This is a genomic window from Rhizobium sp. BK251, assembly GCF_004345245.1.
GTDB lineage: Bacteria > Pseudomonadota > Alphaproteobacteria > Rhizobiales > Rhizobiaceae > Rhizobium.
The window spans coordinates 372,375-384,065 of sequence record NZ_SLUQ01000008.1; the positions used below are offsets into that span (position 1 = coordinate 372,375).

14 protein-coding genes are annotated in these 11,691 nt (G+C 61.9%); 3 read left to right on the forward strand and 11 right to left on the reverse strand.

The features are described from left to right. The first annotated feature begins 2 nt into the window (after positions 1 to 2). On the forward strand, positions 3 to 1,034 hold the full coding sequence (locus EV286_RS22290) for a peptidoglycan -binding protein (protein ID WP_132959349.1): 1,032 nt from the start codon (positions 3 to 5) through the stop codon (positions 1,032 to 1,034). Here the strand turns inward: EV286_RS22290 and EV286_RS22295 are convergent, their stop codons facing one another. The 7 genes from EV286_RS22295 to EV286_RS22325 all read right to left on the reverse strand — a co-directional run bounded on the left by EV286_RS22295 (position 1,035) and on the right by EV286_RS22325 (position 7,213). Beyond that, complete coding sequence (locus tag EV286_RS22295) at positions 1,035 to 2,288, reverse strand: DUF6596 domain-containing protein (RefSeq protein WP_132959350.1); 1,254 nt, start codon at positions 2,286 to 2,288, stop codon at positions 1,035 to 1,037. 9 nt (positions 2,289 to 2,297) lie between these two features. Then, on the reverse strand, positions 2,298 to 2,636 hold the full coding sequence (locus tag EV286_RS22300) for a YciI family protein (RefSeq protein ID WP_132959351.1): 339 nt from the start codon (positions 2,634 to 2,636) through the stop codon (positions 2,298 to 2,300). A gap of 241 nt (positions 2,637 to 2,877) precedes the next feature. Then, positions 2,878 to 3,066, reverse strand: a complete 189-nt coding sequence (locus tag EV286_RS22305) for a YegP family protein (RefSeq protein ID WP_132959352.1) — start codon at positions 3,064 to 3,066, stop codon at positions 2,878 to 2,880. A gap of 172 nt (positions 3,067 to 3,238) precedes the next feature. Further along, entirely contained in the window at positions 3,239 to 4,231 is a 993-nt protein-coding gene (locus EV286_RS22310; RefSeq protein ID WP_132959353.1) for a tripartite tricarboxylate transporter substrate binding protein, read from the reverse strand. A gap of 122 nt (positions 4,232 to 4,353) precedes the next feature. After that, positions 4,354 to 4,536, reverse strand: a complete 183-nt coding sequence (locus EV286_RS22315; protein ID WP_132959354.1) for a hypothetical protein — start codon at positions 4,534 to 4,536, stop codon at positions 4,354 to 4,356. Then, positions 4,533 to 5,303: a hypothetical protein gene (locus EV286_RS22320; protein WP_132959355.1), complete on the reverse strand. Its 771-nt coding sequence runs from the start codon at positions 5,301 to 5,303 to the stop codon at positions 4,533 to 4,535. The genes EV286_RS22315 and EV286_RS22320 overlap by 4 nt, the downstream gene beginning before the upstream one ends. Before the next feature lie 107 nt (positions 5,304 to 5,410). Continuing rightward, the gene (locus tag EV286_RS22325; protein WP_132959356.1) at positions 5,411 to 7,213 is read right to left on the reverse strand and encodes an ABC transporter transmembrane domain-containing protein; all 1,803 of its coding nucleotides are present in this window, start codon (positions 7,211 to 7,213) and stop codon (positions 5,411 to 5,413) included. 194 nt (positions 7,214 to 7,407) lie between these two features. Between EV286_RS22325 and rpmE the strand changes: the two genes are divergently transcribed. Next, positions 7,408 to 7,629, forward strand: coding sequence for a 50S ribosomal protein L31 (gene rpmE / locus EV286_RS22330; RefSeq protein WP_132959357.1), 222 nt, complete (start codon positions 7,408 to 7,410; stop codon positions 7,627 to 7,629). Positions 7,630 to 7,836: 207 nt separating this feature from the next. Here the strand turns inward: rpmE and EV286_RS22335 are convergent, their stop codons facing one another. The 3 genes from EV286_RS22335 to EV286_RS22345 all read right to left on the reverse strand — a co-directional run bounded on the left by EV286_RS22335 (position 7,837) and on the right by EV286_RS22345 (position 10,242). Next, the gene (locus tag EV286_RS22335) at positions 7,837 to 8,352 is read right to left on the reverse strand and encodes a DUF1465 family protein (RefSeq protein ID WP_132959358.1); all 516 of its coding nucleotides are present in this window, start codon (positions 8,350 to 8,352) and stop codon (positions 7,837 to 7,839) included. Between the two features lie 372 nt (positions 8,353 to 8,724). Continuing rightward, on the reverse strand, positions 8,725 to 8,916 hold the full coding sequence (locus EV286_RS22340) for a DUF1192 domain-containing protein (RefSeq protein ID WP_132959359.1): 192 nt from the start codon (positions 8,914 to 8,916) through the stop codon (positions 8,725 to 8,727). A gap of 48 nt (positions 8,917 to 8,964) precedes the next feature. After that, on the reverse strand, positions 8,965 to 10,242 hold the full coding sequence (locus EV286_RS22345; RefSeq protein ID WP_132959360.1) for an MFS transporter: 1,278 nt from the start codon (positions 10,240 to 10,242) through the stop codon (positions 8,965 to 8,967). Between the two features lie 170 nt (positions 10,243 to 10,412). Here EV286_RS22345 and EV286_RS32080 point away from each other — a divergent pair, with 170 nt between their 5' ends. Then, positions 10,413 to 10,574, forward strand: coding sequence for a hypothetical protein (locus EV286_RS32080; protein WP_165932911.1), 162 nt, complete (start codon positions 10,413 to 10,415; stop codon positions 10,572 to 10,574). Between the two features lie 78 nt (positions 10,575 to 10,652). Here EV286_RS32080 and EV286_RS22350 read toward each other — a convergent pair whose 3' ends face one another. Then, on the reverse strand, positions 10,653 to 11,678 hold the full coding sequence (locus tag EV286_RS22350; protein WP_132959361.1) for a class I fructose-bisphosphate aldolase: 1,026 nt from the start codon (positions 11,676 to 11,678) through the stop codon (positions 10,653 to 10,655). Positions 11,679 to 11,691 lie beyond the last annotated feature (13 nt).

The following is an 11,691-nucleotide window of genomic DNA, read 5'->3' on the forward strand; positions in this document are numbered from 1 at the left end:
ATATGGCGCTTGCACGCAATCGCCGTAGCCAGCGCACGGTAGACTATTGGCCAGGCTTCGTCGACGCGCTGTCGACGCTGCTGATGGCCATCATGTTCCTGCTTACGGTCTTCGTCGTCGGGCAATTCATCCTCAGCCGCGAGATTTCAGGCCGGGATGATGTGCTGACCCGCCTCAACGGCCAGATCAACGAGCTGACGCAGCTTCTCGCGCTCGAGAAGGGCTCAAATCAGGACATGGAGGATTCGCTTGCCAACCTGCAGGCGTCGCTCGCGACCTCCGAAAACGAGAGGTCGCGCCTGCAGGCGCTGCTGGATTCGGGCGCGGGCAATTCCCAGGCCGCGCAACAGCGTGTCGGCACTCTGACGCAGGAACTCGACGAGCAGAAGGACATCAGCACGCGGGCGCTCAGCCAGGTGGAACTGCTGAACCAGCAGATCGCGGCTCTGCGAAACCAGATCGCTGCCGTCGAGGACGCCCTGCAGGCCTCCGAGGCAAAGGACCAGTCGTCCCAGACCAAGATCGCCGATCTCGGCCGACGGCTCAACGTCGCACTGGCGCAGCGGGTGCAGGAGCTCAACCGCTACAGGTCAGATTTCTTCGGCCGCCTGCGGGAGATTCTTTCCGATCGCGACAATATTCGCATCGTCGGCGATCGTTTCGTCTTCCAGTCGGAAGTGCTTTTCTCCTCCGGCGCGGCAGATCTCAATCCACAAGGCCAGGCCGAGATGGCAAAGCTTGCAGCAGCGCTTCTCGACCTTTCGAAGGAGATTCCCTCGGAGATCAACTGGGTCCTGCGCGTTGACGGACATACGGATAACGTGCCGCTCGCCGGCACCGGCCGCTACGCCGACAATTGGCAGCTTTCCGCGGCGCGCGCGATTTCCGTGGTCAAGTTTCTGATTTCCCAGGGCGTACCGGCCGACCGGCTGGTGGCGGCCGGTTTCGGTGAATATCAGCCGCTCGCCCCCGGAGACACGCCGGAAGCGCGCGCGGCCAACCGGCGCATCGAGCTGAAGCTGACTGAAAAGTGATCACGTTGCGGCCGGCTGCCGCGCTCCGAGCATGCGGGCGTAGAGAAAACGCCGCACGGGCGGGCTCTCGCTGAGCCCGATCGCCGTCCTGTAGGCCGTTTCCACTGCCTGGCGATCACCGGTCCCGGCAAGGAGGTGGGCGCGGACTGCCCAGTAGGGCTGGTAGCTTACGATCTCCCTTTCATCGATCCGGTCCAGACAGCTGAGCCCGGCGGCCGCGCCGTGCGCCCGGCCGATGACGGCGGCTTGGCTTGTCAGCGCACCGACCGTCGGCTTCATCATGACAAGCGCATTGTAGAGGGTTACGAGCGCCTCCCAATTGGTCGTCCCGCTGGTTCGCCGTTCCGAATGGACGGCCTGGATGGCAGCCTGGCACTGGAACGGGCCGAAGCGATCGAACGTGCCGGCCTTGCGCAGCAGGCCGTCGGCCTCGGCAATCATGAAGGCATTCCAGAGGCGCGTATCCTGTTCGTCGAGAGGGACATAGCTGCCCGCGCCATCCCGGCGGCTCATCCGCCGGGCCTCGCAATAGAGCATCAGCGAGAGAAGGCCGACCGCCTCCGGCTCTTGGGGCAGGGTCGCCAGCAGCGCGCGATTGAGCCAGATCGCTTCTTCGGAGAGGGCATTGTGCTTGCTGTCCTCGCCGTCCAACCCGTCCCAACCGAGACCGTAGGCGGCGTAAATGGCGGAGAGCACGCCCGCAAGGCGATCCAGCAGTGCATGCCTCTCCGGAATGCTGAAAGGGATGCCGGCTTCGCGAATCTTTGTCTTGGCGCGCACCAGTCGCTGGCTCATTGCTTCCGGCGAAACGACGAAGGCTCGAGCGATCGCGCGCGCATCGAGCCCCAATACGGTCTGGAGCATCAGCGGCGTATGAGCAGATTTCGCGATGGCGGGATGGGTGCAGGCGAAGAGCAGCTTGATCCGCTCATCGGGAAAGACATCGCCGCCGGGTTCGTTCATGCGATCCTCCGCCTCTTCCATGGCCAGGATGATCGTTTGGCGAGCTGCAGTGCGGACGCTTCGCCGCCGCATCTCGCGACCAAGGTTGCGCCGGGCAGCGACGAGAAGCCAGGCTTCCGGATTGTTGGGAATGCCTCTTTCCGGCCAGACTCGCAGGGCGGTCGCGAGGGCGTCCGACAATGCATCCTCGGCTGCCGGCACGTCGCGGCATCGGGCAGCAAGAAAGGCGATCAGCTTGCCGTAGGACTGCCGCGCCACCCGTTGAGCGGCACGGCGTGCGTCATCGTTCAACGTGCCCTCTCACATGGCGAGGCGAGGTCGGACCTCGACGGAGCCTTGTCGGGAGATCGGCACTCGCGTCGCCCATTCGAGCGCGGTGTCGAGATCGGGCACTTCGATCAGGTAGAACCCGCCGAGCTGTTCCTTGCCTTCGGGAAACGGGCCGTCCTGTACCTCATGGTCGTCGCCGCGCCGGCGCACGATGGTGCCGGTTTCGGGCGCGGTCAATCCGGCTCCGCCGGTCATGATACCTGCCTGGATGAGTGCCTGCGTATAGGCGACCCATCCGTTCTTGTATTCGGGGTCGTTGCGCCTTGCGAAATCCTCCGAGGATTCGCGGACGAGAATGGCGTATTCCATGTGTCAGCTCCTGCCGATATCGTTAAGTCTGCCCGGACGCGTCGTCGCATCTTGACGCCGCAGCAAGCGGCAAGCAAGTCGGCCCCGGTGGGCAGCATTGCAGCCGCTCCGATGACAATGAGTCCCGGAGGGGAGCGGTTTCGACACCGCCCGGCAAGAAATTTAAGTCCTGCGCGCGGTTGCCGTCGCGGGGGTGAGGTGATCCAGAGAGTTTGGGCCTGCCACTGTCCTGCCTGTGAGGCTAGGCGATGGCTTTCGTCTGGTCGTCGGTCGTGGCGCCGGGAGCGTTCTTCTTGATCGATTCTATGGCGCTCACCGCCGAGGCCTTCGCCTTGTAGCCTTCCGACGAGAACATGGTCTCGCCGTTCGAGGCTTTGAAGCGGAAGCGGAATTCGCCAGCCTTGTCCTTGTATATCTCGAATTTGTACATCTGCCTTCTCCCAGATATCAAAACGCGTTGAGCCGCGCCGACAATCTAAAGCAAAGCGTGCAATATTTCCATTGTTGCTCATATTCCGGGTTTCGAGGAGCATGCATGGCGAAAGCTGCGGCGGCGGACGTCTGCGCCGCCTTCGCCAAGCGCCGTGGCAGCGGCCGTCCGCTCATTCCATCTGGATGTTTGCACCCTGGACCACGGGCGTCCATTTGACGATCTCGGCCTTCACATGCGCACCCAATTCCTCTGGCGTCGATCCGACGATCGTGGCGCTGAATTCCTTCATGCGCTCGGCCACCGCCGGGTCCTTCAGCGCTTTGTTTGCCGATTCGTTCAACCGCGCGACGACTTCCGGCGGCGTTCCGGCGGGAGCGAAGAGCGCGTTCCAAGTGTAGGTCTCGTAGCCCGGAATGCCGGATTCTGCTATGGTCGGAACATCCGGGAACGAGGGCGCCCGCTCCTTTGTCGTTACCGCCAGGGCGCGCAGGGTCCCTGCCTTGATGTGAGCCGAGGAGGAGGGCAGGTTGTCGAACATGATCGGCACCTGATTGCCGATGACATCGTTGAGCGCCGGCCCGGCACCCTTGTAGGGAATGTGCTGCATGCTGACGCCGGCCATGCTCTTGAAGAGTTCGCCGGAAAGGTGAAGCGGCGTGCCGTTGCCGGAAGAGGCGTAGCTGTACTGGTCGGGCGAGGCCTTCAGAAGCGCAAGGAGTTCCTCGACGTTCTTGGCCGGCAATTCCGGATTGACCACGAGCACATTCGGCACGACGACGAGAAGCGAGACCGGCGCAAAGTCCTTTTCCGGATCATAGGGTGTCGACTTGAGGATCAGCGGATTGAGCGCATGGGTCGCGACCGTTCCCATCAATATCGTATAGCCATCAGGGGCAGCGCGCGCGACATTGTCGGCGCCGAGGTTACCGCCTGCGCCGGCTACATTCTGCACCACGACCTGCTGGCCGAGATCTTCCGACATCTTCTGCGCAATGATGCGGGCGACGACGTCGGTCGAGCCGCCGGCGGCAAAGGGTACGACGAGGGTAACCGGTCGTTCCGGAAAATCCGCCGCGAGCACGGGCGCGCCAATAGCGAGCGCCGAGAAGAGACCCAACCCCAGTGCGAGGCTGGCACGCCTCGTGACATGCAAGAATGCCATTCGTATTTCCTCCCACAGAACCCATCAGGCGCCTCCCGCGCCGTCATTGGATGGTAGGGCGGTTCTCGCCGAAGGCAACCGCAGGAGGCAGCGCGCTGGCTCAGACTTTAGTCGTCACGCCGCTAGCGGAAGGCGCCGGCGACCCAGGCGAAGATCTTGATAAGAATGTAGGAGGCAGCCAGCAGGACAAAGAATATCAACGTCATCCCGCCCCAGCTTGCGGGCTCGATCCAGACTACGGCCACGGTGGTGAGCAAGGCCGCGATGGCGACAGGAAGGCCAAGCTTGAGAAGGGCTTCTATCACGACGCCTTCACCTTGAATGCCTTCTCGATATAGCTTCCGTACCTGTCGACGATGGATTTTATCTTGTGTCGCAGTTTCTCCGCCGTAAAGCCCTGCGGGTCCCAAATTGAAGGGTCGGATTCGATGTCGACCGCCCATCGGGTCATGATTGCCAGATTCTCCTCATAGGTCGTGGCATCCGAAAAATCTCCGATCAATATGACCGCCTGATCGGAGCCGATCTTGTCTGTCGGCGACCAGGCCAGCAGGAACGGTCCACGGCCGTCGATTTCCCTGCCTTGCAATCTCGCCGAGCGGATGGCCTTCTGAGCGAGATCGAGGTCGTAGTTTTCCACGGCGCTCTTGCAGACGTCGGTTGCTGCCGGCTTGTTGAGGGCGTTTGCCGTCACGGTTGTCTTTACTGGCCAGACCGTCACCATCTGTTTGCTCTTGTCAGACTTCGGCGTGCTCAGGGGGAGGGCGCTAACATAGGCCTTGCATATGTCGAGATGCCACGCCACATCGGCTTCGCTCGCGTTGGCGCGAAACGCCAGGATTCCATATGCGGCGTAGTCCTTCGGTGGATATTGGTTGGGCGCAGCAAAGATGCGAGTCGCCTTTTCCTGTTCGCCAAATATATCGGGCGAGGCACCATCGATCGTGGCGAGCGTGTCGCCGAAATTCTTGAGCATATCATCGAACCAATGGTCCAGCAGGCCTTCCGCGTTTACTTCGGCCGCGGCGGCAAAAGATATCCCAAGCATGAGTGGCAGAACACGATGCCACACGTTAGTTCCCCCGGACTTTCGGGTGAAATATATCCCATCCGCCGACATGGCGCCAATGGCAAGTGTGACTGCCTCAGGAGGGCTCTCGGTTTGCAGCTCGCTGGCGACTAACGAACTATATGCAAGTTTTCCGGCACGCCCGTCTCGAACTGCAGCCTTGCCAGCTTGGCGTAGAGGCCGCCGTGGCGGACGAGGTTCTGGTGCGTGCCTTCCTCGACAACACGGCCGTGATCGAGGACGAGGATACGGTCGGCCTTCAGCACGGTCGCCAGGCGATGGGCAATGACGATTGTCGTGCGTTCGGCCATCAGCCCGTCCAGGGCTTTCTGCACCAGCGTCTCGCTCTCGGCGTCGAGCGCGGAGGTCGCCTCGTCGAGGAGGAGGATCGGTGCATTCTTCAGGATCGCGCGTGCGATAGCGATCCGCTGCCGTTGCCCGCCCGAAAGCGTCACTCCGCGCTCCCCGACCTGGGTATCGTAGCCCTTTTCCAGCCGCGCGATGAATTCGTCGGCCTGTGCGGCCACGGCCGCGGCCCGAACGTCCTCGCGCGATGCGCCGGGCCTGCCGAAGGCGATGTTGTCGTGAATGGAAGCGGCGAAGATGGTCACATCCTGTGGCACGATGGCCGTGTGCGCGCGCAGTTCGTCGGGTGTCGTCGCCTTTGCGTCCACGCCATCGATCCGCACTGTGCCCTTCTGGGGATCGTAGAAGCGCAGGAGCAGGGAGAAAACGGTGCTCTTGCCGGCGCCGGACGGGCCGACGATCGCCACCGTCTCGCCCGGCGAAATGGCGAAGGAAAGCCCGTGCAGGGCGGACCTGTCGGGCCGCGAGGGATAGGCGAAGTGCACGTCGGAAAACTCGACGCTGCCCCGTGCCGGCTTCGGCATCGAGACCGGTGCAGCGGGAGCGGCGACGGGAGACGTTTCGTTCAAGAGCTCGGTCAGCCTCTCGGCGGCACCGGCGGCCTGCGAAAGCTCGCCCCAGACCTCAGAGAGCGCTCCCAGCGAGCCCGCGGCGATCACCGAATAGAGCAGGAACTGGCCGAGCGTGCCGGCCGAAAGCGTTCCCGCAAGAACGTTCTGGGCGCCGACCCACAGGACGAGGACGACGCTGCCGAAGATGAGCGTGATCGCAAGGCCGGTCAGCAGCGAGCGCGAGCGGGTGGCCGCGCGTGCGGCGCCATAGGCTTCCTCGACAGCGCCGCTGTAGCGCGCTGCGGCCGCAGCCTCGCCGTTGAAGGACTGTACCGTGCGCGTCGCGGCAATCGTCTCGTTGGCAAATGCCGAAGCCTCGGCGAGCGTATCCTGCGCCGCCCGCGAACGCCGGCGAACCGAGCGGCCGAAGGCGACGAGCGGAAAGACGATCAGCGGGATCGCCCCGAGCGCGATGCTTGAAAGCTTGGGGCTGGTGACGACCATCATACCGACGGCACCCAGACAGAGAATGAGGTTGCGCAGCGCCACGGACGCAGTGGCGCCAACCGCCGACTTGATCTGCGTCGTGTCCGCCGTCAGGCGGGAGAGGATCTCGCCCGACTGGTTGACGTCGAAGAAGGAGGGGGAAAGCCGAGTCACATGCGCAAAGACGTCGCGCCGGAGGTCGGCGACGATGCGCTCGCCGAGCGTGATGACGAAGTAGTAGCGAAGTGCGCTCGCGACCGCGAGGACGACGGCCATGATCAGCAACATGACGAAGTAGCTATTGATGAAGCCGCTGTCGGCACGGCTGAAGCCGTGATCGATCATGCGACGGACGGCGAGCGGCAGGGCAAGGGAGGTGATGGCGGCCAGGGCAAGCGAAATCAGCGCCCCCGTTACCATCCCCTTGTATCGTCCGATATAGGGGGTAAGTCTTGCCAGCGGTCTTATGGAGTTTCTTCTCTCCGCGCCGGCCTGTACCGTCTCTGACAAATCGTCTCCAATCCCTGCAGGCCTGCTTGTGCGCGGCCTGTTGGCTCTTGTTATCCTTGCGACCTTCATGTATAGGCACCGCATCCTAATGGGAAGCCGTAGCCTTAAGCGGACTGCGGCTTCATTTATTAAATCGCTCCGTTTCTCGCAATGGCTTGCGACAAAACGAGCCCGGGCACCGCAGGAAGATTGTTATGAAGGCAGGCATCCATCCCGAATATCACATGATCAAGGTGGTCATGACCGATGGCACCGAATACGAAACCCGCTCGACCTGGGGTTCCGAAGGCGCAGTCATGAACCTCGAAATCGATTCCAAGTCCCATCCGGCCTGGACCGGCGGCAACCAGCAGCTCATGGACCGCGGCGGCCGTCTCTCCAAGTTCAACAAGCGTTTCGGCGGCCTCGGCCTCTAATCGCTCTGCACTTCGGCAGGATTTGCAAAAGCCCGGCTTTGGCCGGGCTTTTTTGTTGCCTTGAAAGGCGCCTGAACTCTCGTTCAAGATGGGATACGGCCGACCGGGCGCGAGCACGATAGGGCAGGGCACGCTTTACCGCCCCCCCAAAAACAAAAGCCGGCCGCGCAGCTTGCGCGACCGGCTTTCAAGATCACGGTTTAAAAATCAGTTATTGCTGAAGGCCGTCTGCAGCAGGCTCAGCTGCGCCTGGACGCTGTTCTGGTTGTCCGGCACGATCGGCGCTTCGGAAGGACGGTAGATCTCGCGGTCGAGCAGCGCGACGCGGTTCTGCAGGCGCAGCGAGCGCTCGATCAGATCGCGGAAGGATTCCGGCAGGTCGTTCCAGCCGGGCGCATTGCGGTCGACGTTGAACCCGTCGAGGCGCACCTTGGTCTTTTCGGCGAGCACCTGGTCGCGGGACATTTCGCCATTGTTGACGGCTCGCTGCAGCAGCAGCCACGAGGCCATCTGCATGAGACGAGTCGTCAGTCGCATGGATTCGGCGGCATAGAGCACCGAGGCCATGCGCGGCAGCACTTTCGAGGCTGCGCGGCCCTGGCCGTCGAGGTAGCTCGCCGTTTCCTCCACAAGCGACATGCCCTCGGAATACAACGCCTTGAACTGCGAGGAGGCGGCCGCCCGTCCCGCAAAACTGATCGTATTCAATCCAAGTTCCGACATGCAGATATCCCTGTTTTACGCATCACTTTGGCAGGTAACGCCCGGGTCTGCAGGATGTTTCCAGCGCCCGTTCTTATCTCTCGAAGATCGTATCATTACCTGAAACGCACAAGCCCTTTCTTAAGAAAGGGTTAATCTCCACAGTTTCGTGAAATCCTTGCAAAGGCAAGAAAAAAGAAGAGCCGCAGAGGCGGCTCTCAAGGTAAAACAGGGAGAAAATCAGACCAATTCACCGCTAGGAGAAGCTGTCTGAGTCCAGAGGAGCTCTGGATGGGTTAGGTAATATCTTATAAAGCTTAACGTTCCGTTAATACTGTCTCGCTGCCGCACGCCCGGCAGGCCTGCCGCTACACTATTCCCGTCTTGCCGCAGTCAGAACCGGAAGAGCTTCTCCGCCGCCTGCCGCCCCGAAGCCTTTCGTTCGCACTCAGCTTCAAGGCGCGAGATTTCGTCCTGAAGGAGCGCGATCCTGTCCTTCAATTCCTCGATCGACAGCAGCGTCAGGTCGCTGCCCAGTTCATGGGCAGCAGGTTTTTTCGGTTGATCGTCTTCAACGAAACTCATCCGTCATCCTCCGCGTGGCTCTCAGGCGCCGCCGGGGTGACGGGCGCGTCAGCTATATTTTACAGCAGGATCGCCCGTTTCCGGAAGAGTGCCCGTCCGCGAGGCGAGCGACATGCTTTCCGGGGTGATCATCTGGGTATTTGTAGTCGGGATCGTGGTGTAGGCGTCGCGGTCCCCGACAGGGATGGCGGCACGCTGGCGGCTGCGGAATATAGCGTAGGCCGTGATCAACAGATGCGCGACGGCTGTGACGAAGAAGAGGGAATGCGGGCCGGTCAGGGTCATGATCGGACCGCTGAGCGTCGGCCCGATGATCGTGCCTATGCCGTAGAGCAGCAGCAGCCCGCCCGATACCTTCACGAAGTCTTCGGCGGACGCGAAGTCGTTCGCATGCGCCACGGTGATCGGGTAGAGCGTGTTGGCAACGGCGCCATAGAGGATGACGAGCCCGATCAGGTAAGGCGGCGACGACGGGTGAAGCAGGAAAATCAGCAGGCCGGCGAACGCCGCGACGCCGGAAAGGCCCGCGAGCACGTGGCGGCGGTCGATTCGGTCCGAAAGGCGGCCGGCGGGAAGCTGCATGACGGCGCCCGCAAAGATCGTGGCACTCATCATGATAGCGATATTGGTCTCGGAGAGGCCAGCGCCGGCCCCGAAGACGGCACCCAGCGTGCCGTAGGCGCCGTTAGCGATGCCGACGAGAAGGATGCCGAGGCACGAGACGGGCGAATTGCGATAGAGAGCCGGCAGGTCAAGCCGGACCGCCTTGAGCGGCTGGGGTGAGGCGGCGGTCGATAGCGTCGTAGGCAGCATCGCCACGCAATAGAATATGCCGCAGATCATGAAGAGCAGTGGGGTGTGTATGTCGGCGAGCGGCACCGTCATCTGGCCGGCGACGACGCCAAGCAGGGTAATGCCGATATAGAGGGAGAAGATCGCCCCTCGGCTTTCGTTCGTGGCGCGCTCGTTCAGCCAGCTCTCGATGATCATCGAGGTGCCTGCCGTGGAGAAGCCGGTGACAGCGCGCAACAGCACCCACCAGAATGGGTCGACGATAATTCCGGTCAAAAGCGCGATGATCGCAATGATGGAAATGAAGCCGCTGAAGGCCCGCACATGGCCGATGCGCCGCACGAGCTTGGGCGCCATCAGGCAGCCGATGACGAAACCCGTCGCCCACGACGTACCGAGGAGGCCGAGCGTCGTCGTGTCGTATCCCTCGGCAGTGCCGCGCACCGGGAGAAGCAGGCCGTGCAGACCGTTGCCCATGAAGAGGAAAAGCGTACCGAAGAGGAGGGCAAGGACGGACAGCAGATTTCTTCTCATTTCCCCGGTCTCAGCTGTTTGGGCTTAAAGATGGCCTGGGCGGGATGGCATCTCCGCCGGACTTTCGATGTTGATTGCGTCTTGGATTGCCGTTATCGGCTTGGAATATTTGTCGTTTGGCGTGAAAAGATGTCCGTCCTATGACATTGCCGCAAACTGAAGGAAAAGCCATGACAAAGTTCATAGCGGCGTTCTTGATCCTCGCCATGGCGATCCAGATCATCAAGCCGCTCGGTATTTTCGGCCTGCGGCGGCGCATGGATTTCTGGAAGATTTCGATTGCGGCCTTCGCGATCTGGACGATCGCTCTCCTCGGCCGCGAATTCTTCTAGCTCGATCTGCTGACGACGCAAAAGGAAAGCCCGGCTGGTTGGCCGGGCTTGTCGCTTTCGGATTGGAGAAGAGCCGAATCAGGCCGCCTTTTCCAGGTCCTTCTTCCAGCGTCCCTTGGCAGCGAGACTGTTCATCTCGGCGCGATGGGTGAATTCCCGCTGGCCGGCGGCAACGTTTTCCTGCTTGCCGTTCCATGCCTTCAGTGCGCTGTCCTGCAGGGCGCGGCCATAGGAGAAGGTGACCTTCCAGGGCAGGTCGTAGCCGGAGTTGATCGCGGAAAGGTGGGCGGTCGCTTCCTCGGTGGACTGGCCGCCGGACAGGAAGGCGATGCCGGGTACCGCTGAAGGAACGGTCGCCTTCAGGACCTTGACGGTCTGTGCGGCCACCTGCTCGACGGATGCCTTGCGGGCGTTCTTGCCGTCGATCACCATGTTCGGCTTCAGGATCATGCCTTCGAGGTTGACGCGGGCGTCGTAGAGTTCGTCGAAGACGATGCGCAGCACGTTCTCGGTTACCTCGGCACAGCGCTCGATCGTATGATCGCCGGGCTTGCCGTCCATGAGGCATTCCGGCTCGACGATCGGCACGATATTCGCCTGCTGGCAGAGAGCTGCATAGCGGGCGAGCGCATGGGCATTGGCGCGGACGCTGCCCAGCGTCGGCAGGGCGCCGGAGATCGCGATCACGCCGCGCCACTTGGCGAAGCGGGCTCCGGCCTCGTAATACTTTGCAAGGCGATCGGCGAGGCCATCGAGGCCTTCGGTGATGGTTTCGCCGGGGTAGTAGGCCATCGGCTTGGCGCCGATATCGACCTTGATGCCGGGGATGCTGCCGGCGGCCTTGATGATATCGACGAAGGGAGTGCCATCGGCCGCCTTCTGGAAGAGGGTTTCCTCGTACAGAATGACGCCGGAGATGTACTTCCTCATCGCCTCATCAGCCCGGAAAAGCATTTCGCGGTAATCGCGGCGGCTCGTCTCTGTCGAAACGAGGTCGATAGTGTCGAAGCGTTTCTTGATGGTCGAGGTCGACTCGTCAGCGGCGAGAAGGCCCCTTCCTTCGTTCACCATACGCACTGCGATATCTTCAAGTCTTTCGATCATTTCGTTCTCCCGG